The sequence below is a fragment of the Lamprocystis purpurea DSM 4197 genome (assembly GCF_000379525.1).
GTDB lineage: Bacteria > Pseudomonadota > Gammaproteobacteria > Chromatiales > Chromatiaceae > Thiodictyon > Thiodictyon purpureum.
On the sequence record NZ_KB902452.1, the window covers coordinates 1 to 21410 of the forward strand.

Annotated in this window: 21 protein-coding genes and 1 pseudogene; 1 reads left to right on the forward strand and 21 read right to left on the reverse strand. The window is 66.3% G+C overall.

Features of this window, described 5'->3' with window-relative positions:
* Nucleotides 1-130 precede the first annotated feature (130 nt).
* The 13 genes from radC to ssb form a co-directional block, all read right to left on the reverse strand.
* The gene (radC, locus tag A39O_RS0108425) at nucleotides 131-637 is read right to left on the reverse strand and encodes a RadC family protein (RefSeq protein ID WP_020504229.1); all 507 of its coding nucleotides are present in this window, start codon (nucleotides 635-637) and stop codon (nucleotides 131-133) included.
* A 136-nt stretch (nucleotides 638-773) separates the two neighbouring features.
* Nucleotides 774-1022, reverse strand: coding sequence for a hypothetical protein (locus A39O_RS0108430; RefSeq protein ID WP_245561838.1), 249 nt, complete (start codon nucleotides 1020-1022; stop codon nucleotides 774-776).
* Between the two features lie 80 nt (nucleotides 1023-1102).
* Nucleotides 1103-1387: a hypothetical protein gene (locus A39O_RS0108435; RefSeq protein WP_020504231.1), complete on the reverse strand. Its 285-nt coding sequence runs from the start codon at nucleotides 1385-1387 to the stop codon at nucleotides 1103-1105.
* A 179-nt stretch (nucleotides 1388-1566) separates the two neighbouring features.
* Entirely contained in the window at nucleotides 1567-2181 is a 615-nt protein-coding gene (locus A39O_RS0108440; protein ID WP_020504232.1) for a hypothetical protein, read from the reverse strand.
* A 266-nt stretch (nucleotides 2182-2447) separates the two neighbouring features.
* Nucleotides 2448-4289 (reverse strand): cobaltochelatase CobT-related protein, encoded by a 1842-nt coding sequence (locus A39O_RS0108445; protein ID WP_020504233.1) that lies wholly within the window; start codon nucleotides 4287-4289, stop codon nucleotides 2448-2450.
* Nucleotides 4290-4397: 108 nt separating this feature from the next.
* Entirely contained in the window at nucleotides 4398-5504 is a 1107-nt protein-coding gene (locus A39O_RS32675) for a DUF3150 domain-containing protein (RefSeq protein ID WP_169338426.1), read from the reverse strand.
* An 88-nt stretch (nucleotides 5505-5592) separates the two neighbouring features.
* A complete protein-coding gene (locus A39O_RS0108455; RefSeq protein WP_020504235.1) occupies nucleotides 5593-5961 on the reverse strand; it encodes a hypothetical protein in 369 nt (122 codons plus the stop codon).
* Complete coding sequence (locus A39O_RS0108460) at nucleotides 5958-6920, reverse strand: AAA family ATPase (RefSeq protein WP_020504236.1); 963 nt, start codon at nucleotides 6918-6920, stop codon at nucleotides 5958-5960. Before A39O_RS0108460 ends, A39O_RS0108455 begins: the two co-directional genes overlap by 4 nt.
* A 286-nt stretch (nucleotides 6921-7206) precedes the next feature.
* Nucleotides 7207-8229 (reverse strand): YqaJ viral recombinase family nuclease, encoded by a 1023-nt coding sequence (locus A39O_RS0108465; protein WP_020504237.1) that lies wholly within the window; start codon nucleotides 8227-8229, stop codon nucleotides 7207-7209.
* Nucleotides 8230-8343: 114 nt separating this feature from the next.
* Nucleotides 8344-9432 (reverse strand): phage recombination protein Bet, encoded by a 1089-nt coding sequence (gene bet, locus A39O_RS0108470; protein ID WP_020504238.1) that lies wholly within the window; start codon nucleotides 9430-9432, stop codon nucleotides 8344-8346.
* A 115-nt stretch (nucleotides 9433-9547) separates the two neighbouring features.
* Nucleotides 9548-10222, reverse strand: coding sequence for a hypothetical protein (locus A39O_RS36390; RefSeq protein ID WP_157639857.1), 675 nt, complete (start codon nucleotides 10220-10222; stop codon nucleotides 9548-9550).
* A gap of 110 nt (nucleotides 10223-10332) precedes the next feature.
* Nucleotides 10333-10566 carry a hypothetical protein gene (locus tag A39O_RS40605; RefSeq protein ID WP_157639859.1) on the reverse strand — a complete coding sequence of 78 codons (234 nt, stop codon included), beginning with the start codon at nucleotides 10564-10566 and terminating at the stop codon, nucleotides 10333-10335.
* A 98-nt stretch (nucleotides 10567-10664) separates the two neighbouring features.
* Nucleotides 10665-11126 carry a single-stranded DNA-binding protein gene (gene ssb, locus A39O_RS0108485; RefSeq protein ID WP_020504241.1) on the reverse strand — a complete coding sequence of 154 codons (462 nt, stop codon included), beginning with the start codon at nucleotides 11124-11126 and terminating at the stop codon, nucleotides 10665-10667.
* Nucleotides 11127-11741: 615 nt separating this feature from the next.
* Here ssb and A39O_RS0108490 point away from each other — a divergent pair.
* Nucleotides 11742-12365: a hypothetical protein gene (locus tag A39O_RS0108490; RefSeq protein WP_020504242.1), complete on the forward strand. Its 624-nt coding sequence runs from the start codon at nucleotides 11742-11744 to the stop codon at nucleotides 12363-12365.
* A gap of 123 nt (nucleotides 12366-12488) precedes the next feature.
* Here the strand turns inward: A39O_RS0108490 and A39O_RS43500 are convergent.
* The 8 genes and pseudogenes from A39O_RS43500 to A39O_RS0108530 all read right to left on the reverse strand — a co-directional run.
* Nucleotides 12489-12644, reverse strand: a pseudogene (locus tag A39O_RS43500) (hypothetical protein); the annotation flags it as partial.
* Nucleotides 12645-12828: 184 nt separating this feature from the next.
* Nucleotides 12829-15522, reverse strand: coding sequence for a conjugal transfer mating pair stabilization protein TraN (gene traN / locus A39O_RS0108500; RefSeq protein WP_245561840.1), 2694 nt, complete (start codon nucleotides 15520-15522; stop codon nucleotides 12829-12831).
* A 43-nt stretch (nucleotides 15523-15565) separates the two neighbouring features.
* Entirely contained in the window at nucleotides 15566-16627 is a 1062-nt protein-coding gene (locus A39O_RS0108505) for a TraU family protein (protein ID WP_020504245.1), read from the reverse strand.
* Entirely contained in the window at nucleotides 16627-17874 is a 1248-nt protein-coding gene (locus A39O_RS0108510) for a TrbC family F-type conjugative pilus assembly protein (RefSeq protein WP_245561843.1), read from the reverse strand. The genes A39O_RS0108505 and A39O_RS0108510 overlap by 1 nt, the downstream gene beginning before the upstream one ends.
* Nucleotides 17861-18379 (reverse strand): S26 family signal peptidase, encoded by a 519-nt coding sequence (locus tag A39O_RS0108515; RefSeq protein ID WP_020504247.1) that lies wholly within the window; start codon nucleotides 18377-18379, stop codon nucleotides 17861-17863. Before A39O_RS0108515 ends, A39O_RS0108510 begins: the two co-directional genes overlap by 14 nt.
* On the reverse strand, nucleotides 18376-18732 hold the full coding sequence (locus A39O_RS0108520) for a hypothetical protein (RefSeq protein ID WP_020504248.1): 357 nt from the start codon (nucleotides 18730-18732) through the stop codon (nucleotides 18376-18378). The genes A39O_RS0108515 and A39O_RS0108520 overlap by 4 nt, the downstream gene beginning before the upstream one ends.
* A complete protein-coding gene (traC, locus tag A39O_RS0108525) occupies nucleotides 18719-21121 on the reverse strand; it encodes a type IV secretion system protein TraC (RefSeq protein WP_020504249.1) in 2403 nt (800 codons plus the stop codon). Before traC ends, A39O_RS0108520 begins: the two co-directional genes overlap by 14 nt.
* Nucleotides 21118-21390 carry an RRXRR domain-containing protein gene (locus tag A39O_RS0108530; RefSeq protein ID WP_157639861.1) on the reverse strand — a complete coding sequence of 91 codons (273 nt, stop codon included), beginning with the start codon at nucleotides 21388-21390 and terminating at the stop codon, nucleotides 21118-21120. The genes traC and A39O_RS0108530 overlap by 4 nt, the downstream gene beginning before the upstream one ends.
* Between the last annotated feature and the right edge of the window lie 20 nt (nucleotides 21391-21410).

Here is a 21410-nt window from a genome sequence, read left to right on the forward strand (position 1 = left end):
AACGCCAAGCAACGCGAGGCGCTGGCGCTGATCAAGGCGATCGAGATGTAGCCAGGCATTTGCACCAAAATTTTTCGAAAAATATTGAAATATCAGTCGAATATCGCGTTTTCCAGGCGGGAACTTCGGGTTAGAGCAATCCCCGTTCAGCAAGCGAGGTGGCATCCCCTTCGCCGACGATCAGATGATCGAGGACCCGCACGTCGATCAGGGCGAGCGCGTCCTTGAGCCGCTGCGTGATACGAAGATCCGCCTGACTAGGCTCGGCAATCCCCGAGGGATGGTTGTGGGCAAAGATCACGGCCGCGGCGCTAGTCTCGATCACCCGGCGTATGACCTCCCGGGGATGCACGCTTGCCCCATCAATGGTGCCCTTGAATAACTCCTCGTAACGGATGACCCGGTGCCGATTGTCCAAGAACAGACACACGAACACCTCATAGGGCAGACCATAGAGTCTCAGCTTCAGGTAGTCGCGGGTTTCTTTCGGACTGGTGAGGCAGTCTCCTTTGGTCAGATACACCGCCTCCAGACACCGAATGGCTTTCGCCACCAGATCACGGTCGGTGCGCGACAGAGCCGGTCGGCGGTCGGCGTCGTCCGCATCCTCTGCAAATAGGGAAAGTTGTTTGGCCATGATGGTCTCCTGGATTAGTCAAATCGGGGAGACGCACCTTCCCCCGCAGGGAGAACGAGTCTCCCCATGGGGGTCAGTTGGGTCGCATAGCCGCGCTAGGGCGTGCGGCCCGTGGGCTTAGCAGTCGTGGGCGGCGCTATTCCTGCGGCTCAAGTTCGGCATACGCGAAGGTCTCGACGCGCAGGTTTCCCTCTGCATCCAGGGAGATCGCATAGAGGCCGTCTCCCGCGGAACAGTCGCTGGCGCGATGCAGCCTCGCCCTGACGAGCACATCGGGCTCGTCCAGGGGACCGATCACGCAGGGCTCCAGATCGCCCTCCATGATCAGCAGCCAATAGCGGGCCGGGGGGCGATCCATGGTCTCGGCCCCGTTCGTTGGTGTCATGTGTCTCTCCGCATACATGGGGGGACGCACGCTCCCCATCGGGGAGGCGGCCTCCCCGGTGGGATTGATTGAACGTGGATTCAGAGCAGACTAAGAGGGCTCCCGGCGAGGCCGCAATAGCCTCTGGGTCCGTCATCTGCGCGATAGCTATCCGGCATCTTGCGCGAATCCATTCCCGGATCTTCCCAACGCCACGCCATGCACTGCTCATGCAGGCACGGCGCAAAAGTGGAGACTGTGGGAATGGTGCCGTTGCCAAGCTGACCGGGCTGATAGACCGCGGTGAGCTCATCCATGGTCATCCGGCGGCTGATCGTGCGTAGCGGACAGCCGATGCCCTTGGCTTCGTGCGCGGCGACGATCATGGCTTGACCCCGGCAGCCATGGACTGGTCATAGTCGAGCGGGTCCGGGTCATCCTGCGGACGCCAGGCGTGCTGGCAGTTGTTATTGCTCACGTCTCACCTCATTGGGCTGACGGGGAGACGCACGTTCCCCGATCAGGGAGGCTGTCTCCCCGTGGGGGTTATCGAACTGGTTTGACGTTATTCGGTGGCAGCAACGCCACACGGGCCGATCACGACGAGCTTGTTCCCGTCCTTGACGCGCTCATACACCTGCTCCAGCAGGGCGATCCCCTCAGCATCCAATTGGGTATCGGGATGACTGGTAACCTGCTCGACAATGGTCGGAATTGCTTCGTAACAGAACAGCCCGGCGCGCACGCCGTCGCGTACCGACCGCCAGGGTTTGCAGTCCTTGCGGTCCACCAGGAGGAACTGCGGGCACCAGGTGACCGTGGTCCGCCCGCCGTCCGCCGCATCGAGTTCAGCCAGCTTCCCGCGAAACTGATAGGTCGTCGCATCAAAGACCTGGTTCCCGCAGGAAACCCAGGCATGGAACAGGAATCCTCCGGAGCCGGCGGCCACTGCGGAGCCTTCGACGTGGTGACACACCACTGCGCCGGGGTCATGACCGTCGACGCGCCAGGCCGCATAGCCAGCCACCAGGCGCGCATCGTCGATGCCCTCGCGGGCGAGTAGGTGCTGACAGGCCATGGCGTGCCAGATGCAGTCGGTACCCAGGTGACTACTCGCCGTCGTCGCGAGGGTCCGCACGGCCGTGGCGATATGGCCGGCGATCTCTTCGGATATATTCATGTTTTCTAATGCTCATAAGGAGACAGGCCACCCCGCGGGGAGCCATGCTCCCGGTTGGGGTTGCGGGTTGGTCGTCGTTGCGGCTGTTCTTACTATTCCGCCCAGCTGGCGGTGATCTCGGTCTCCGCATGGAGAACCGAAGAAGTCATGCTGGCGATGCGTTCTTCCGCTTCGAGCGGGAAAACCCATGGCCAGCACGCCTCCCGAACCAGGTCGGACAGTCCGCAAGGGACTGCCGAACCTGGTTCTCTCTGGCTTATCGGTTCTTACACGAGAAGCAACCGTTCCGCGATCCCGAAGAGCTGCCCCTTGAGGTCAGCAATGGTCTCGATCCGAATGGCCACCGGGAAGAGACCCGCGACCTGGGTCGCAATGCCCACGCCGATCATCTCCAGCCCCGCCGCACCGGCACGGTCCACCATCTCCTTGGTGCTGCTCCAATCATCGGGGCCACCGTCCGTGAGCGTCATGATGACCTTGCGTTCCTCCTGGCGCGCCAGCAGGTCCGCCGCGGCGTACCACAGGGCGCCGGTCATCGGGGTACCGCCCCGCCCGCCTTGGACGAACGCACCCGCACGCGCCTGCAGGCGGTCGCCATGGGAGGTGATCCGGGTGACCTGATCAGCAAACCCATAACGGCTCGGGAACGCCGTGACGGCGCACGAGACACCGCGCATCGGTTCCAAGGCCAGCGCCAGAGCCATTGCCGCATCCAATGCGATCTGATCTTGATAGCCCTGCATGGACCCCGAGAGGTCCACGAGCAGGTGCAGCGCGGTGTTGGGTGCCGCGCGGCGATCCTTGCGCGCGAAGATCCGATCGTCGCCGACCGCGGCCCGGTGGAGGTGGTTCGCGCTCAACGTGCGTCCACGCCGGACCGTCCTGGTCTGGGTCATCGTGTGGGCTTGCACCAACCCCTGCAGGCGGGCGGTGAGCTTCGCGGACTCCGACCGCACCCGGGCGAGTGCCGTTTGGCCTTGGAGCACGTGGCCCTCGTAGTTCTCCAGGATGGGCAGCAGCAGGGTTGAGTGGCCCGTCGCCTGCCGGCTCAGGGCCTCAGTGACGGCCTGGAAGGGGTCTTCCGGCAGATCGCTTTCCCCGGCTGAGAGCACCGCCTGCAGGGCCTCGCGCCCGTCGTCGCCTTCGTCACCGGTGCCGTTGCCGGCGTGCTCGGCGGGGCCGCTGTCCTCAGCGGCGTCGTGACTCGTCCCGGGGCGCTGATCCTGACTCCCATCGAACCCTTCACCTTCGTCCTCGCCACTGTCACCGGACGGCCCGGCGCCAGGGCCGGCGCCCTCCTCGTCTCCCGTGTCTGCGTCCTCATCGGACCCGTTTCCAGCAGCACTGTCGTTTTCGCTGGGCAGTGCGCCACCGGCTTGTGCATCGTCGCCTTGACTCTGCGGGGGCTGATCATCGCCGTCGTCTTCCTGGTCGTCGTGTTCGTTCGAGTCCTCAGCGGACCCCGGCGAGGGCGGCGGCGGCTCCTGCGCTTCCTCCTGGATCAACGCAACGATGCGCTGGGCCAGGTCGGCGGCGGCCCTGGTGCTGTCCAGGCTTGGCACCTCGGTGAGAAGCCCCAGCAGCCGATGGACAAAAGTCGGGGGAAAGGTCTTGCGCAGTACCTGCTCATCCTGGCGGGCCATGGCATCCAGGCCATCCCAGCGCAGGAAGCGCCGACGACAGTGCGTATAGACGAACCCCGCCATGATCTGAACGGGTTGGTCCGTTGGCTGCACTGGCCGGTTATGTCCCTCTTGAATCAGAAACGCCTCGACCGCCCACAGGGTGGTCGCGGTCCCGGGGTAGGTCCGGATCATCGCGGCCTCGATCCGCACATCCTCCAGGACGTTCATCACGTGCTTGACGAGCGCGCCTTGGCTCCCCGTCTCGCTGAACGCCGTGAAGTCCGTATAGCGGACGTGGGCCGCCTCGTGGGTCAGGTAACCCCAGGCGAGGGTCTTGGCGACGGGGCTGTCGTTGATGTGCGGGATCCGAATGGTCTTCCCATTGGTCAAGGCCCGGGTTCCCCCGACTTGCACCTGGACCCCAAACTTGCGGCCATAGGCGGCCGCAACGATCGGAAGGGCGTTATGGATCGTGTTCTGCATGGTGCGCTCCTCACTGCAAACGGGGCGCACCGACCCCGGTGGGGCGACAGGCGCCCCAGGGGGTTATGAAAGTCGGTCTGAACACCGGGGTGTTCGACCGCGTGCTGGTCAAAAGAAGAAGGTCTGATCTTCCACTGCCAGTTCCTCAGTCGGCTGGACTGGTCCACGGGCCAGATCGACCAGGCCCTCAAGGACTCGGTCGGTCACGTCCATGGCACCCGCCACAGCCAACGGTTCGAGGTCTTCGCCCATGGTCTCCACCGCGGGCGGGGCCATCCCAAAGACGGCGTCCAGATCCTCCTCGTAAGACATCGCAGACGCGATCACGGGCGCTTTCGGCGCGGTTGCCGGCGACTGGGCACCTGGTTCTACGGCATCGTCCTGGTCGCTCGATGTCTGTCCATGCTGGATCGCCAACTGCCCCGCCCCATGGCGAGCCATCTTCTGGGCGCCCCCCAGGAGCATGGCCAGTCCATATCCCTCGTTGAACATCGCCCCCTCGATCGGCCCTTCCAGGGGCAGCCGGGCGCACCAGTCGTCGATGCTGTCCACGACCGGCTGGATGCGCCGGTCCACGAACGCGAGGCAGGCCAATTTCTCGCGGATCTTTACGAAGGTCCCAAGCGCCCGGCGGTGGAGTTTCTCCTTACCCAAGAAGCTCTCATCAAGCTCCCGTGCCATCTGTTCGACTTCGGCGAAGATGCTGTCGCCCAGACCCTGGACCTCTTCCTCCAGGGTTCCGGGTCGCTCGGCCGGCCCAACCAACAAGAGTTGATAGCCAAACTTCATCCGACCGCCCACGACATTGACGGGCTCGATCGCCCGACGGATCGGGGCCTCCCACTGCGGCAGGCTGGTGATCCAGTCTTCCAGGGCCGCGTTGTACCCGGACAGGAAGCTGCCGGTCTCGGCGTCGAACTCCGACTTGAGGGCGTCGAGTTTGTCGGCGACGGCCTCGGCGTGCTCGGCGGCCACGGCAAAGCCGCCCAGGAACCGAGTACCGACGAGCAGGCAGGCCCGCTCGGCGGCCTTCTTAACGCGGTGGAACACCCGCAGCGCCTCGGGGTTACAGACCCTTTTTGACCCCAGGGAGACCAGCTCCTCGGGGGGCATCTCCGTTCCCAACTTCAGGTCCTCGGCGCGCAGTTTCTTGCGGCCGGACCAGATGCGGACATCGAGACAGACCAGTGTGAGCTGGTCGGTGATTCTCTGCATGACGTGCATGATTGCGCCTTGCCAAATCGCGACGCGCACGCCGCCCTGCGGCGAGACGGGCGCCGCGGTTGGCGGTTGGGTGAGTCGGTTAGAAATAGAACCCGTTTTCAAACCCGCCCAAGAGGGCGGCCAGGTCGATGGGAACCTTCTTCGGTTGGGGTTTAGGCAGGGGTTGCGGTGCCGGGGACGACGGTTGCCGCCACGGCACGGGTCTGACCTCCCCGTCGCTGCCGATCAGGACCTGCCCGACGGACCGGTACCCCTTGCCCAGCTTCTCGGCTTCGCGCTTGTTGATGGTCGCCCGGGTCAGACCGACCTGGTTTTGCACCAAGTGGCCCTCCTTGCCCCAACGGACCTCGTAGAGGCCGGCGCCGTTGCCCATCTCCGCGTAGGCCCAGTCCTTGGCAGTGCCATCCGGATGGGTGAAGCGGAACAGCGCATAGGTCTTCCCACTCATGGCTTCGGCTCCCAGTAGTCGCCGAAGATATCCGCGGCGATCCGGTGGATCGCCTCCTTCTGGTCCCGCTCCGCCCGCGCGGTCAGGGCTTGGGTCAGGGCATACGCGAAGACCTGCGGGGCGCCCTTGAAGGTGAGCGACAGGTGCGCCCAGCGCACCAGGGTCCGGGTGCTCATGGTGACGGTCAGCTCCGGACCGCCGCCCTCGTGGTCGCCCACGAACAGCCGCCGGATTTCTCCGGCGACCTGGATCATCTTGTCGATGATGAGCACGGGGAGCTTGGGCGCGGCCTGCTGGACGACCTGCTGTTCGATCTCCGGCTCCGGGTAGCCCACCTGGACCACGCGGAAGCGGTCCATGAAGGCCAGATTCTGGCGCAGGACCCCTTGGTAGAGGCCCGAGCCGTCCCCCGCGCCCACAGAGTTGCCGGTGGCGAACACCCGGAACTTCGGGTGCGGCCGGATGACCTCACCCCCGTTCTCGGCGATCACCAAGGGCTGCCCCTCGATGATGTCGTTGAGCCCGGCGAGTTCGGCCGGGTCCATCAGGTCACTCTCGTTCAGGATCAGGATGTGTCCGTCGCGTGCCGCGACCGACAAGGGACCGTGGATGAAGCGGGTCTCGCCCTGGACCAGGATGAACTGGCCCACCAGGGCGTTGAGTTCCATCCGGCCATGGCAGGTGACGGACTGCACCGGCCAGCAGAGCCGGGCGGCGGCTTGGGTCACCAGACTGGTCTTGCCCGATCCGGTGGGACCGGTGAGGAACATGCCGTCCCCGCTGACGTCGTGCAGAAAGGCGAGCACATCGCGCAGGATCTCGTTGCGAAATACATAGGGCTTGCGCACCGGGATCTGGGGGTGGGTGTCGTCGGCGAACCCAAGGACTTCCAGGCCGGGACGGGCCTGCACGCCGAAGGTGGTCGCCACCTCGTATCGTTGTGTCAAGGTCGTTGCCATGCTCTATCTCCGAGGGGGTTGGCGCCCGCGGAGACACCGGTCCCCCGGAGGGAGCGCAGGTCTCCCGGGGTGGGGTGTGATGAGGAATCGGTTTGGCTGTTTTTATGAGACGCCCAGCTAGCGTCATGGCCAGGTCCGACATGGACCTAGCGCAATCCGGTTGTCCACTAGGGACGCTCTTGTGAAGAGCCCCTACGGGACAGCCGCCGGGCCGGGGCCCGGGGTGTCGGTGGTGCGGCGGTTGTGCGGGCCCCGCCCATCCCTGGGCTGGTGTCCACGGGCACGGTCAGAAGAAGAAGCCCTGCTGCGCTTCGCCCTCCTGACCGGGAGTCTCGACCGGGGCCGCCGTGAAGGGCACCGTCGCCTTGTCCTCTTTGAGCGCGGTCACCTTGACGCATTCGGCGGAGGCACGGCGGTACTGCTCCAACTCGGCCGGTTCGATGTTCGGCTCGACCTCGGCCAACGCCTCCTTATAGTCGATGGCGCCGCGCTGGCTGTAGCGCAGGACCTTGATCCCGGCGGTCTCCGCCAGGAGGAAAGCACCCATCAAGGGGACGAGCCGATCCTCGATCCCGTCCATCTTGGCCTTGGCCTTTTTGACCTGCGCATCGAGTGTCGCCTTCGCGGCGGCCAGCTCCCGGTACTCACGCGCCAGGACGGCCCAGGTGGCAAGGTCTTCACCCTGGGGGATGAAAATGTCCAGCACCGGGTCGGGGGGCGGCTCCCGCTTTTTCTGGATGCGCTCCCAGAAGGCGAGGCAACCGGGGATCAGGGTCCCGTTGATGAAGCTGTCATCACGTGCGATCTGGTACTCCAAGGGCGGCTGTCCCCGGAGGCAGGGGTCGAAGACCAGCCAGCCACTGGGCGCACCAGCAACGGCGATCTGGCATTGGACCTGGACCCAGTAGAGCTTGAAGGTCGCGGCCTCTTCATCGGTGGCGACCAACTCAGCGAAGGTCGTGCGCCACGGGACCTTCAGCTCCACGGGATGCCCCTCGTCGTCGATCCCGTCAAACGAACAGCGGATGGCTGGGAACTGCGCATGTTCCGCGCACAGCGGTAGCACGAAGGTACGGTGACGCTGCTCGAAGGCGCGGCGGGCCTCGTCCTCCATGGCGATGCCGCGCTGCACCAAGAGGTTCTTGGAAAGGTCTTCCGGGCGGACCAGCCCGGTCTTCTCGGCCCACAGACGCCAGGGCGTCTTGTAGGGCGAGCGCCCCAGGATCACGGCGCCCTCCGAGGCCGTGACGCCGCCTTCGCGCCAGCGCAACCACTCGGGGCTGCGCTGGCGGATGTCGATGACTCTCATCGTCTGGTGCTCCTGAACGTAAGGGGCACCCGGTCCCCAGGGGGCCGCAGGTGCCCCGGATGGGTTGGACTTCAGAATGGGCGTGCAGTCGCCGTCCTTGGTGAACGGCCGCACTCAGGCGGCCTTGGCCTCCACTGCCCGCGCCTTGGCGACTGCCGCCGCAGCGGCCTTGCCGAGTTCCCGCAGCGCGTAGGCCAGGTGGTCGCCGCTAAAGCGCGTCCGGGCATACTCTTCGGCGGAACCCCAGGCGCCGCTGGCAAGGGCTCTTGCGATGAGTGCCGCCACGTGTGCCTTGATGTGATCATCGAGCAGTTGCTCCCGCTCCGCGTCATGCGGCGACTCAGCCGCCGGTGCAACGGTCGGATCACCGTCGGGTGCCGGGGCCTGATCCTTCGCAGCCTCGTTGACCGGAAGTCGGGTCGTCGCTGGCGCCGCTTTGGACTCGCCGTCCAGTTTGGACGCCGGGACCATCACCGCGTCTGCCTCGCTCACCCTGGCCTGGACATGCAACGGTGTGCTTTCGACCTCGATGGCCTTGCCCTCCATCTCTTCAGCGGTGTATTCCCCAGCCTCTTCCGGGAACGCCGCGCGCAACGCCGCCGCCTTGCCGCACTTGATCAACTGGCTGCGCGGACGCTTCTGCCACATCTCGTTGGGCATTTCAGTTTTCTTGATTCGGGCATAGGTCTCTTCCCAGAACACGATCTCCGTGAACGGACAACGGGTCGCACTCACGAGTCGGTAGACGGTGAATTCGACCCACTCCGGATAGATGACCGTTACCTCGTAGCTGTCATACCCATGCGCATCTTCATTCCAGGACTTTCCCTGGAATGCACGGGTCCGTTCCGGACCGAATTTCGGGGGGTCCATCCCCACCCAGAGCCCGGTCCGGGCCGCCGTGATCTGGACCTCCGCGATGCCTGGCCAGACGGTCTCCACCTCGCGGTTGAGACTCTTCGACCACATCGGGACCACATGGACGGGGCGCTTCATCACGTCCAGGCCACGGGCCTGGCAATAACGAACGGCCAGCAAGACCCCTTCCGCGGTCTTGGCCGATGGGAAGATGCTCTCGGTGAGTACCTTCCAGGTTCCGGCGTCGAGGCCGAGTTCGGCGAGCGCGGCGGCCGGGACGGCGAGCCGGTCGGCGATTTGGGTACCGTTGACTGGCACCAGATTTGTGTTGTTTCTCTTGGCCATGGTGTTTTTCTCCGTCGGGTTGACGACCCGGGGAGACACACCACCCCCTTAGGGAGTCGGTATGCTCCCCAGGGGTTGCTTTGATGCCGGCCTGGCCGGCGTTGGTTGAACTTCGTTACGTGCAGGCCATCTCCCATGCATCGAACATCGCGCGCTGTTCGGCTCGGACAGCCTCGTGTTGTGACGTGCGGACGCGCTCCGCGATCACCGCAGCGGCGTCCTTCGCCGCACTCAGGATGTAGTCGTCGCAGGACTCGAAGCCCCAGCACGCGTCGTTCTCGACCGTCGGGCGCCCTTCCTCATCGAGCAAGGTCACCGTGTAGCCGAGGTAACCCCAGGCGTTGTTGCACCAGGCACGTAGGTACTGGAAATCCTCCTCCACCGCTTGGGCGGCGACCATGCGCACGCTCGGCGGCTTGGTGCCGAAGCGCGCCGTGAGCCATTGTTGGAGCCGCGCGACCGTTGCGCGGTCGCACCACGTGGCGCCGTGGAGCCGCGTGGCGACGCGGGGGCGCCCGACCGGCGGTCGGTGCGCGCCCCAGCGCTCACGCAGCGCGATGCGCTGGGCCGTGGCCACGTCGTAGTAGCGCCGCAAGGTGCGGTCCCGGTGAAGAACTCGCTCGCCGGGGCGCTTCTCGCGCCGGGTCCAGTCCGATACCGGCCCGTGGCCGTCTGCCTGTTCCCAGGGCGGGTCATTGCGGTCGTCGAGGGCGATGACGAGCGTGAAATGCATCGCGTTAACGACGATCTGGCGCTCTTCTGCCCAGACCTTGGTCGAGAAGTCGGTCATGAGTGTCTCCTGCGGGTGCACCCCAGGGAGACACACCACCCCCGTAGAGAGTCAGTATGCTCCCTGGAGGGTTCAGTCGGGTTGTCGCGGGCCATCCATGGCCGGGGGTCTTACTCGGCGGGTTCTTGATGGAACTGCGCGAGCATGTCCCACAGCCGGCGGTTCTTGATGACGGGTCGGGCGAGGGTCGAGCGCAAGTAAGCAGGCTCGTCGAACTCGGCGGACCAGTCCCGTGGTCGCAGTTGCTGCGGTACCATTCGATCATGGAGCCGGCGGCACAGAGGTATGAACCCGATGCCGGCAACCGCGATTCCGCCGAAGAAAGCTATCAATAGATCGGTCACGTGGTGTCTCCCAGAGGGTCGGAAACCCGAGGAGACACACCTCTCCAATCGGGAGAATGAGTCTCCCGCGGATGTGGGGTAGCGATTAGATCATTGACTCAGAAGGGTATGTCATCCTCAAACGGCATACCGCTGTCCTGGGCAGGCAGTGGGGGCTCGTTGCGCGTCGGGCGAGGAACCGACGCACCAGCCGCGTTCGGCTCGGTCGCGCGCTTGGCGTCGAGCATCTGCATGGTGCCCCTGAGATCGACGTAGACCTCGGTCGTATAGCGGTCCTGTCCCTCTTTGTCCTGCCACTTGCGGGTGCGCAGTTGCCCTTCCACATAGATTTTGGAACCCTTGTGGAGGTATTGCTGGACGATCTCGGCGAGCTTGCCGAAGATCACCACGCGGTGCCACTCGGTGCGCTCCTGAGCTTCACCGGTATTCTTGTCCTTCCAGGACTCGCTGGTAGCGATACTGACATTGGCCACCGCATCGCCGCTTTGCGTATAGCGCACCTCCGGCTCGTTGCCGAGATTGCCGATGAGGATGACTTTATTGACGCCTCGACTGGACATGATTTTCCTCCGACGGGACATGGAGGGGCACCATGTACCCACTGGGGCAGTGATGCCCCGGTGGGGTAGATTTCGATATCGGTTTGGCTGCTTTTGTAAGACGCCCAGCTAGCGTCATAGCCGTTCTCACGCAGGGAGAACGCACAATTCACCTGTCCGCTGCGCACCAAGAGGCACGCAGGTGTGGCAAGAATCGCAGGGGACAAGGGAATCGCTGATCGCGCCGCCGGCTGATGGCCGTCAGCGGTGCCGCGTCGAACCGTTGGGTTGAAACGTAGAACCCGCCGCACGCAGTCAAGCGCTGCAAGGGATTGAGAGAGAACCGCGGTCAATGCGTCTTGTATGGCGGTCGCAAGGCGCACTCCGGGCGGCTCCGCGGGCGCTGTGAGATGGGATCGAACTCGATATGGCTGTTTTTCTCGAGCGCCCAGCTAGCGCCGTCGTCCCTTTGTAGCGCGGCGCGCGGCACTTTGCAACCGATTTCGCCGGCGCCCAAGGCGCCCCGGCAACCTCCCGCAAAGGCCCAGTTTTTTGACACCTTCAGCGCCTTACGCCGCGCTGTGCGGCGCCCTACCCTGGGGTCCCGATCGACTGCTTGAGGTTCCGCAACCACCCATGGCCACCCCCCGCCCCGAGTCCAGACGCCGCTTCAGCCGCCCGGTGTTCGATGAGCACATCACCGTCCACTCCGATCACGCCCAGCGCCTGATCGACCGCGGGCTATTCCGTGTTTCCTCCGCCCTCTACGCGATCGACGTGATCCTGCGCATCATCGGGGATGATGATGAGATGGATCAGGTCGAGGCGATCGTCAACGAATTGATCCACTCGTTCGCACAGGCGATGAGTAGCGAACAGGAACAGCTGACGGTATTACGCACCCAGCGTGGCGTCACCCGCGTCCCGCGGTATGAGGCCCCGCGCACCCTGACCGTCCATGTTCACTCGCCCCAGATGGCCCAATACACGGCTCTGATTCAGTCGCTCGATCAATTGATGATCATGATCGATACCCTGTGGCTCAACGGCGCCCTGACCAGCAAGCAGCGCGTCAACGGCTGCTTCGCGTGGCGCGTGCGCCTGCTGCGCATCGGCCGCGAGATCATCAATCTGGAGCGGCGCGCCCGCGCCTCCGCTGACCGCCAGGGCAAGGCGGCGGAGGTGCAGGCCGAAACGGGCGAGGGGTTGGTCGTCGTCGATCAGGACGTCGAGGATGCCGGACCGGAGGCGGCGGCCTAAGCCGCGCCGCCCGCGACCGCGGCTACCCGCGCGGCGCGCTGGCGCTGGTCGTCGCCGCGGCCGGTGGGGATCCGCAACAACACGATATCGGCCTGCGCGAACCCCCGGTCCACGACGCTGGGACCGATCGTCGCGTTCGACCGCCGCACGAATGGTTGCGGCGCGGCGACCCACGATCACACCGTCCACGGGCTTGGCGGCGACCTGGCGGAACGCCCGCCACCAGGCCCGCTGATGGATGGTCTGTTGGGGCGTGACCAGGGCGGCGCTCCGCACCGTGGCGAAGACCCAGACCGAACCTCCGGCAACTTATCCACAATCGTTGTGCATAACCCGGTCAGCGGCGCGCCCCACGCCGCCTGATTGCTGTTGCGTCATCATCGCTTACCACGAAAACATGACAACCGGTCAGCCGTTGGTCGGCACCGCGGCCAACTCGGCGGCGCCGCGCGCCGCACCCGCGTCACGGCGGCCGTGTCCCCGGGAGCGCCGGCAAGGTCGCGCCCCAGGCATCATGCTCCGCATCATGGCGCACCTGATCGCCCGACAGTCCATCGGCGCGGGCCGTGGAGCGTACCGCGGCGTTCGGGCGCTGACCGTCCACCGCCAACGCGCTGCCCATGCCGGTCAGGTCTTCGATGTTGAGCTTTTCCAACGTCGGGAAATGGCCGGTCTGCACCAGGATCCCGAGCCACTCGTCGAGGTTCACCTGATTCCAGTCGACGCGGCCGAAGTCCGCGACCTTCAGCCCCGCGCAGTCCGGCTGCTTGGGCTCCCCCCAGCCCAGCCCCAACTGCGGGCGCAGCTGCTCCTGGAGAATCCGCGCCAGTGGGGTGGTGAAGCAGCAGTAGGCATCGCGTTTCTCCACGCACCAGCCCAGGACATCCGACTTGCAGTACCCGCCGACGCGCACGCACGATTTCAACTCGCGTTTCGCCCCCAACGCGAACTCGTCCTGTTCGCAGGTCCAGATGAGCTTGATCAGGATCATCACGATCTGATAAATCAGATAGGCCCACATGACCACCGCCAGCACCGTGCCGAGGATCGCCGCCCCGCCCCCCAATTGCAGCGTCCCTTGGACGGCGCCATTGACGACGGCGGAGCCACCCGCGGTGGTGGAGAACAGCAGATTCACCGCGGCGTCACCGAACAGTTGCGCGGCCCACTCGGCGGTCTGCTGCATGATGAGTTGGGAGACGCCCTCAGTGGCGACCTTGGCGGCGGCGTCGGTGGCTGACGGCGCCACATTACCCATCAGGGTGTTCGCCGCACTGGTGAAGGTCTCCTGCACCGCGCTCCAGGTCGAGGCCACCGGACCGCGCAGTGTCTCCCAGGCGCCACGCACGACATTCTGATGATCCATCGCCAGCAGGGCATGGTCGATCTTGCTCATGCCGATCACCAGATCCAGGTAATCCGACAGGTTGGTGGTCCCGGGCGTTTTGCAGCAGTTGACGATCCCCCCGACCGCCCGCTTGCACTCCGCGGCCTCGCCGGCAAACACCACGCAGTCGCCCCCGGGATCGCACTGCATATCGGACGCGGCCATCTGGGCGGCCTGCAGCGTCGCCGCCGCCTGCGCGAAATCGGCGGATTGCTCGCTCGGGAAGCTGGCGCAATCGGTCCCCATGCAGCGCACCGGCCCGGCACAGTTCATGGTGGACTGCCGATCGAGCACCGGGATACGCGCCAGCGCCCCGCAGTCCCAGGTTTCCTCGTGGAGGTAGCAGTGCCCGTTGGCATCCTGCGCCCCCTCGACGCAGGCGGACTTGATGAACCCGCACTGCGGATTCTGCTCCAGCGCCGTGCAGTCGGTCGGATTGTTCCCCTCGTTGAATGGACACTGTTGATTGCCCTGGGGGTCGGTCCAGCACGCCATCTGGCCACGGTTGAAGCCCGAGCAGTCGGCGGCCACCTCGACTTGCGTACAGAACGGACTTTGGCCGGGGATCGGCGACGGCTGCAAGTCCCCCGGGCACACGTTCGTGCCGCCGCTGGTGTAACACCCGTTGGCGTCGAGGGGCGGGGCGCCGCGGCAGGTGATGCTGCCTTGGCAGAAGCCCCCATTGGCCGCCAGCGCGGTCGCCATCTTGACGCAGGACGGCGTGTTCGACCAGCCGCGCTCCTGCACCAGCGGGGCGTGCCGCAGGGTGACCGTCACGGTGTAGGCACTGGAGGCGCGCCACCACTGCCGCGGCCCGGTGGTGCGAAAGGCATAGTCGTTCCCCACGGTGAACGACGCGCCATCCTTGAGATTGGCGGTCCATTCCATCGTGATGGCCGGGCGGTTCACGGCATCAAACGACGCCGTGCTCGTATCCGCATAGGCATACCCATCGAACGCCACGCTGTAACGCTCGGTATACTGATCGATCTGAAAGTCCAACGCGGACGGGGCGCGCGGCGCGACGGCGACCGACGCGCTGGTGATTCGACTGCTGTCGCTGACCGTGTAACCGAAGGTCTGGGGCGCGCGGTACGCCGGATAGTTCGTGCCCATGTCTTCATGCGGCGTGTCCGCCTGGCGATAGCTGATCTGGGTACAGCCGCTCCCGCACGACTGGACCGTCGCCCCGCCCCAGGCCGTGACCAACGCGATCATGGTGTAGTCATGGAACACCGAACAGGCCCCCGCGTGATCCTCCAGACGGTCGCAGGTCCGGTACTCCGGGACATGCGCCTGCCGCTCCCCCGTGGTGAAGGTGGTGCTGAGCGAGCAGTCGGCGAAGGTTCGGCTGATCTGTGCGAAGTTGGTGATGACCTCGTCGGTCTGGGACCACAGGGGGTCCATACGCATATCCGGTCGCGAGCGGTCGACGGTCGCGCGCAGGGTGCGATAGGCCCCGCCGGTGGCCGCGGGGTCGTTCAACAGCGTGGCTTGGGCGTGCTGGCCCTGGATCAGGGTCCCGGCATGGTTGCCGAAGAGCGCACTGAAATCGCTGGGGCTGCCGGACTGCGCACCGGGGAACAGTGTGCTATAGGACACATCGCCGCTCGCCTTTCCGGGCATCAGTTGCAGGGTGTCGCCCGTGGTCGTCGGCACGGCGAAGGCACCGCGTGCCCCTTCTCCGGTTGCCTGGCCATGTTGCGCCGCCGCGCGAAAGTCATCGCCCCAGACCAAGGCCCAGGGGACCCACACGACGGCGATGCTCACGAGACCTGCCAGGAGGCGCGTCAACCACCGCCGGGGTCCGGGCTTAGAAGAGGGCGACACAGCAATCCATCCAGCGCCACAGCAGGTACACATGGTCCTCGCCGGGACCGGGGATATTGCGCCACTCGCCCCACCGGAAGGGGCTCTCACCGATGACGTGGGCGCGCTGGGTTTCCGGCAGGGGATAGAACATCGAGAGCTGGTACTGGCTCTTTTTCATGAAGACATCAATGGGCGCCTCGCAGGCGGCATCCGCGCCCATGGTACGGCGGGCCAAGCCCCGGCGGTGCAGGGCCGCCAAGGCGCGCGTCGCCGACAGACTGGTGGCGCGGGCAGGCGACCCGGACGCCCCTTGGTGACCACTGAAGGGGTACAGATTCCCCCAGGTGCCGGCGCACCAGAACAATGCATCGATGGGTGTGCCGGCGGTGGCCGCGGCGGCATCCCCCAGGCACGCGGCCAGCGCCACCGGCTGGGCGAGCCAGGCGGCCTCGGGGTTGGTGAAGAAGGCCAGTTCGTCGTTGTTCCAGGTCGGATCGAGCTCCGACAGGTAGAGGATGTCGACGTCGACCAGGCCGTCGTGGTTGCAGCGGCTATCGAAGAAGAGATCCAGGAGGATCAGCAGCGGGAAGGCATACCAGTGATAGTTCTGGAAGGCGCCATCGCTCGCGTCATGCTCGCTTTTACCGGAGGTTCCGAGCAGCCGCCGACTGCCCAGCGGCAGGCGGATACCCCCGAGCGTGGGGGAGCAGCCCGGCGCCCGCGTTAACTCGACCAGCCGGGCCGGTTCCCACAGGCTGATCGTAAGGCCCGGGTGCGGAAGCCCCGCGGTGTCGTTACACAGACACGCCGGCTGGTCCGAGGCCCCGGCGGGGATCGTCCCGCCGCCGATGGGCAACCCGGCGATGCGCACCGGAAACAAACAGCCCCAGCAGATGTCGGTGAGCAGTTTGCCGGAGAACACCTGGGCGTCTGGGCAGCCGGCATCGACATCGGCTGCGGACACGGATGTCGGCACGGTGCCCAACACCGTCAGGAATAGAACGAGCAGTGGGCGCACGACCCCGCGGGCCGACCGCCTCATCGCAACCGCGCGTGCGGCCATCACGGCACCTCCGGTGACTGGTTGACGGGGACCTCACTGACCACGAACACCCGCCCGCGGGCTTCGACCAGGGACGGCACGCGCTCCAGGGCGAAGCGGGTCCGTACATCCGGGGTCAGCAGATAGACCGGAGCATCGAGTTGGTCCTCAACGGCGCGCAGGCCCTCCCAGCCGCGGGCGCGCTCCAGTGCGGTCACCAGATAGAATGGGCGCTGCGTCCCGGCGGTCTGCCCGAGACGCCGCGCGGTCTCGACCTGGCGCGGGTCGGACGCGTCGAAAACCACCAGACGCTGGGTGAAGGGCAGGTGCTCCAGCGGATTGACGGTCTGGCCGGCATGGATCAGCGGTGTCCCGTCCGGCAGCAGCAGGTCCGCACTGGCCGTGATGGTCGGATCGATGCGGCGCTCGCGGGCCACGGTGACGAGCGGCAGGGACGCGAACGTGGCGCGTTGCCAGTAGCGCCCGATGGCGCCCTCCCGCAGCGCGTTGAGATCCAACGCCGCCAGGCGGCGCTGCAGCTCCGCGATCAGGTCGGGCTCGCTGATCGCGGCCACGGGTCCGCGCACCCCCAAATCCCCACGAGTGCCCGCGCGCAGCGTGGCGCGCAGCCAGTCGGGTGCGGACAGGCCGCTGACCCGAGCCAACTCGCCGGTGGCGTCGCGCGCGATGATGACGGGCACCACGGTGACCCCCGCGTCACGGAAGGGGGTCGGATCGAGTGCGACATTCGGTAGCGGGTCCAGATCCTTCAGGAGGGCTTGGATGTCGCGGATGGCATCCATCATCGGCTCACCCGGATGGACGCCGCGCAGGACGATCCGCACGTCCGGGCTCCGGGCAGACGCGAAGATCGTACGCAGAGCCGCGGCGCCCAGGGAACGCGAGACGAAGACGGTGTAGACGATGTCTAGTCCGGCGTCGGTGCCGGCCACCGGGGAGCGCGGGGTCTGCGGCGTACCGCAAGACTGACCCAGGCCGTCGCAGGCCGCAACGGCGGACGGTGTCTGCCCATACCGCGCCAGCGCATCACGGCCAAGGGCGTCGCCCGCGGTCGCGTCGGTGGATGGCGCGGCCGGTTGTAGCCACGACGGCGCTTGCACCGCACCGGCACCCGCCTCGATCGCGGCGGCCTGATCGCGAATGGCGCTCAGACCGTCCAGATCGTCGGCGGCGGGGCCACGTATTGGCCCGTACGTCAGCGCGAGCAGGAGACCCGCGAACCCCATGGCGAACTTAGTCGATGGCATAGGCCCTCCCAAGCAGTTGCGTCCCCGGCAGGGACCCCCAATAGCGGGAATCGAAGCTGTCGTCGGTCCCGCCCATCATCCACAGCGCATCCGGCCCGAGCGCTTCCTCGCGGACGAAGGCGGACGGCGGGCGGTGCAGGGTCGACGCCAGTGCCAGCCCCGCCCCGACCGGGACGCCGTTGACCGTGGTCCGCTGCGGGGTCACCGCGACCCGGTCGCCGGGGACTCCCGCCAGGCGCTTGATCACGATCTGGCCGGGCGCAAAGAACGGCGCCATGGTGCGGCCGGCGACGAAGGCGACGGTCGTGTCCCGCGTGAGGCGCCGATCGTGGCGGTCGATCAGCCAGACGCTGGAGGGCGGAAGGCACTTATGGACCTGCGCATCAATGCCGAGGTGAAAGCGCGCGCTCAGATACACCCCCAGCCCGGCCAGGAGGAGCAGGCTCGGACCCGCGCGCCACCAGAAGCGGCTGGTCACCAGCGGGTGCGATGGTGCAATGGTCATTGGACGCGCTCCTGATTCTGGGCTGGCAGCACCAGCGTCGGCGGCGCCTCCAGCACCGCCTGGGCATCGAGCACCAACACGCCCCCCTGGGCGAGTTGATGGGCGATGGCGCGGTGGCGGGTGATGACCGCATCGACTTGGGCCGGGGCCAGCCCGCGCACCGCCTGCGCCAGATCGAGGATGAGCACCGGCGGGCGGGTCGCGAGCGCCGCCACCACGGGACGCAGGGCGAGGTGCGCACCCAGATAGCCGCTGACCAAGGCGATCAGGGGGACGCCGATGCTCAGGACGACGCGGCCCAGACCCAGACCGCGCGGCGCCGCCGTGATGGGGGCCGGCTCAGGCGAGGTCATCGGCGGTGCCCTCCAGCAGCCGGTTGATCGCGTCAGCGACCGACAACCCCTGCGCGCGCAGCTCGCGAATGGCCGCCACATCGCTCGGGCGCGTCGAGTACAAGAGCCGCCGGAAGGGGTCGACCACCAGCCGCCCGATCCCGGCGCCGCGATCGGTCAGGAGCATGATCTCGGAATAGGCGCCGGGGACGGTGTGCACGGTCTTGAGCAGTTCCGCCCCGCCCTCACTCATCGGCAGGCGGTTCTCGGCGCGCAGCTGGTCGATGGCATGGGCCGGTTGCGCCAGCAGCATGGTGTGGGCGCTGTTGTCGGCAATCGCCCGCCCGGTCGGGTTGCTGTACAGGTCGTTGAGCGACTGGGTGACGGTGATCGCTGCCCCGTTGTACTTGCGAAAGCGCCGGTACCCGGCTTCGATAAACTTGGCGACATCGCCATGGGTCAGTAAGTCCCACGCCTCGTCGATGAAGACGAGCTTGGGTTGGCCACGGTCCCCCAGGTACATGACCTGCTGGATCTGATAGATCAGTTGCAGCAGGATGACCTGTTGCAGGTGTTTGCGGCCTTTCAGCTCTTCGAGTTCCAGCACCACCAGATCCTTGTCGAAGGCGATGCTGTTGCGCCCGTGGAAGTAGCGTCCGTACTCCCCTGCCGTGGTGAAGGGGTAGAGTTGCTGCCCCACGTCGGTCAGCCGCGGATCGTCGCACGCACCCAGCGCCTGGGCGATGGCATCGATGGTCATGCCATGGCCCACGCTGTCCCACAGTTCCTTGAGGACCCGCTTGATCCCGGCGGTCTGGAAGTCGCTCAAGGGTTCGGTGGGCGCGGCCATGGCCGTCACCAGGGCGGCGATCACGTCCGCCTCCTCTTCCCAGTTGCGGATCAGATCAAACGGGTTGAGCGAGATCTGCGTCTCCTGGGTGAAGGCGATGAACTGGCCGTCGAAGGCCTCGCACAGGTTTTGGTAACTGCGCCCGACATCGATCACCCAGCAGCGTCCGCCCACGCTCAGGTTGGTGGCGATGATCTCGTTGGCGAGGAAGCTCTTGCCCGAGCCGCTGGAGGCCGCGACCACGGCGTTGTAGTTGGTCAGGGAGTCGAACAGGTTGACGTCCATCAGCTGACCGTTGCGCCCGACCAGGTTGAGCACCGGCTCGCCGGTGCCCTTCCAGTCGCCGAACACCGGCAGCAGCGCCGTGGCGTGGCTGGCCGCCAGGGTGCGGTAGCGCATCATGTGTGGGATGGCATCGCGGTCCGCCCCAAACGGCAGACAGTGCAGAAACAACGGCAGGGCGAAATATTGATCGGGCATGACCTGGAAGCCCAGCTCACGCCAATAGGTGCGCAGATTCGAGGCGGCGGCGTTCGCCTCCTCCCGCGGGGCGAAGAGGACCAGGCCAAGGTAACAGTGCACCGGGCGGTCGCCGTTATCCAGGGATTTGAAGAGCGTCTCGAAGCCCTGGCGGCGGTACGCCAGCGCCGGCAAATAGGTCGACAGCGGACCCAGGGCCTGGTGGTTGGCCCATTGGCGGCCGGCGGTCAGTTTCACCCGCGCCGCCTCGGCATCGGGAAAGCGCAGGTTGAGCGTGATGAGGACCGGATGGCGGATGCCGCGGGAGCCCGACAGCGCATCCCCCAGATAGCGGGCCGCCATGCCGAAGCCCACGCGGTCCGGGAAGCGCTTCACCGACAGGGTCTGCGCCCGGTGGCCGCCCAGGTTGATGCCCTTGCTGTCCACTTCCACCGCGTGCATCAGGTCCAGGAATTGTTCGCGGATGAGGCGATGGGGATCGCATTCGGGGACGATCCGATCGCGCCAACCGGCGCGCGGGTCCCAATTGAGCAGGGTCGCCATCAGGCGCACATAGCGGTCGGCGCTCAGCGGCACCGGGCGCAGGCCCGCGGTGTGGAGCACTTGAAAGGCCGTGGCGTAGAGTTCCGTCGCCTCACGGGTCTCGTGCGCCGTGGGGACCGGCTCGGCCAGCGGCAGCTTGACGGTGACGATCACTTGTAGATCGCGCAGGCGCAGATCACTGCCGGGACCCAGCGCCGCATTCGCCCCGGCGCGCAGGAACTCGGCGCGCCGCCGCGTCGAGGCCCGCAGCAAATCATCCCCATGCCCCAGGCGCAAGACCTGCATGCGGGCGAGCTTTTCCTCCAAATCCGGCGAGGTCCAGAGGATCACCTGCATCAGGGTATCGGGCGGCCAGTCCAGGTTGATCAGGACCGACAGACGATCGGCTTGGGCGCGATCACCACTGGCCAGCGGCTCGCAGAGGTAGCCGAAGCCAACGGAGCGGTCATCGAGCAGGAACAGCTGCTGCTCCGGGTCGAAGGCGAGCGCCGGGAAGAGGTTCGCGGCACGTTGGCCGGTAAAATGATGGGCACTCACGGGGCTTCTCCGGCCGGCATAAAGGGATCGAGGCGAATGACGGGCGGATGCTGGCGTACCCAGTGCGCCCGTCCGCGGTTGACCAGCTGGCGGGCGCGGGCCTGACTGCAGGGGGCCAACGCCTGGCCCTGCGGGTCACGCACCTGCACGCGCAGCGCGGTGGTGCGACCGCGCGTCAGGGCGTCACTGAGCGTGCGGTCGCGGTCGGCTTGCGACAGGGGTCGCAGGACGGACCAGACGGCGGCGGTGACGGTGATTGCATGGCGCATGGTTTTTGAAAACTGACGGT

What these genes read in the sequence shown, in the direction of transcription:
- A39O_RS0108435 (WP_020504231.1), bottom strand. Translation starts at nt 1,387, where the DNA reads ATGATCGTCGCCGCGCACGAAGCCAAGGGCATCGGCTGTCCGCTACGC.
- ssb (WP_020504241.1), bottom strand. Translation starts at nt 11,126, where the DNA reads ATGTCCAGTCGAGGCGTCAATAAAGTCATCCTCATCGGCAATCTCGGC.
- A39O_RS0108505 (WP_020504245.1), bottom strand. Translation starts at nt 16,627, where the DNA reads ATGGCCGCACGCGCGGTTGCGATGAGGCGGTCGGCCCGCGGGGTCGTG.
- A39O_RS0108530 (WP_157639861.1), bottom strand. Translation starts at nt 21,390, where the DNA reads ATGCGCCATGCAATCACCGTCACCGCCGCCGTCTGGTCCGTCCTGCGA.
- A39O_RS0108465 (WP_020504237.1), bottom strand. Translation starts at nt 8,229, where the DNA reads ATGAGAGTCATCGACATCCGCCAGCGCAGCCCCGAGTGGTTGCGCTGG.
- bet (WP_020504238.1), bottom strand. Translation starts at nt 9,432, where the DNA reads ATGGCCAAGAGAAACAACACAAATCTGGTGCCAGTCAACGGTACCCAA.
- radC (WP_020504229.1), bottom strand. Translation starts at nt 637, where the DNA reads ATGGCCAAACAACTTTCCCTATTTGCAGAGGATGCGGACGACGCCGAC.
- A39O_RS0108520 (WP_020504248.1), bottom strand. Translation starts at nt 18,732, where the DNA reads ATGACCTCGCCTGAGCCGGCCCCCATCACGGCGGCGCCGCGCGGTCTG.
- A39O_RS36390 (WP_157639857.1), bottom strand. Translation starts at nt 10,222, where the DNA reads ATGACCGACTTCTCGACCAAGGTCTGGGCAGAAGAGCGCCAGATCGTC.
- A39O_RS32675 (WP_169338426.1), bottom strand. Translation starts at nt 5,504, where the DNA reads ATGCAGAGAATCACCGACCAGCTCACACTGGTCTGTCTCGATGTCCGC.
- A39O_RS0108440 (WP_020504232.1), bottom strand. Translation starts at nt 2,181, where the DNA reads ATGAATATATCCGAAGAGATCGCCGGCCATATCGCCACGGCCGTGCGG.
- A39O_RS0108515 (WP_020504247.1), bottom strand. Translation starts at nt 18,379, where the DNA reads ATGACCATTGCACCATCGCACCCGCTGGTGACCAGCCGCTTCTGGTGG.
- A39O_RS0108430 (WP_245561838.1), bottom strand. Translation starts at nt 1,022, where the DNA reads ATGACACCAACGAACGGGGCCGAGACCATGGATCGCCCCCCGGCCCGC.
- A39O_RS0108455 (WP_020504235.1), bottom strand. Translation starts at nt 5,961, where the DNA reads ATGAGTGGGAAGACCTATGCGCTGTTCCGCTTCACCCATCCGGATGGC.
- A39O_RS0108445 (WP_020504233.1), bottom strand. Translation starts at nt 4,289, where the DNA reads ATGCAGAACACGATCCATAACGCCCTTCCGATCGTTGCGGCCGCCTAT.
- A39O_RS0108490 (WP_020504242.1), top strand. Translation starts at nt 11,742, where the DNA reads ATGGCCACCCCCCGCCCCGAGTCCAGACGCCGCTTCAGCCGCCCGGTG.
- A39O_RS0108460 (WP_020504236.1), bottom strand. Translation starts at nt 6,920, where the DNA reads ATGGCAACGACCTTGACACAACGATACGAGGTGGCGACCACCTTCGGC.
- A39O_RS0108510 (WP_245561843.1), bottom strand. Translation starts at nt 17,874, where the DNA reads ATGCCATCGACTAAGTTCGCCATGGGGTTCGCGGGTCTCCTGCTCGCG.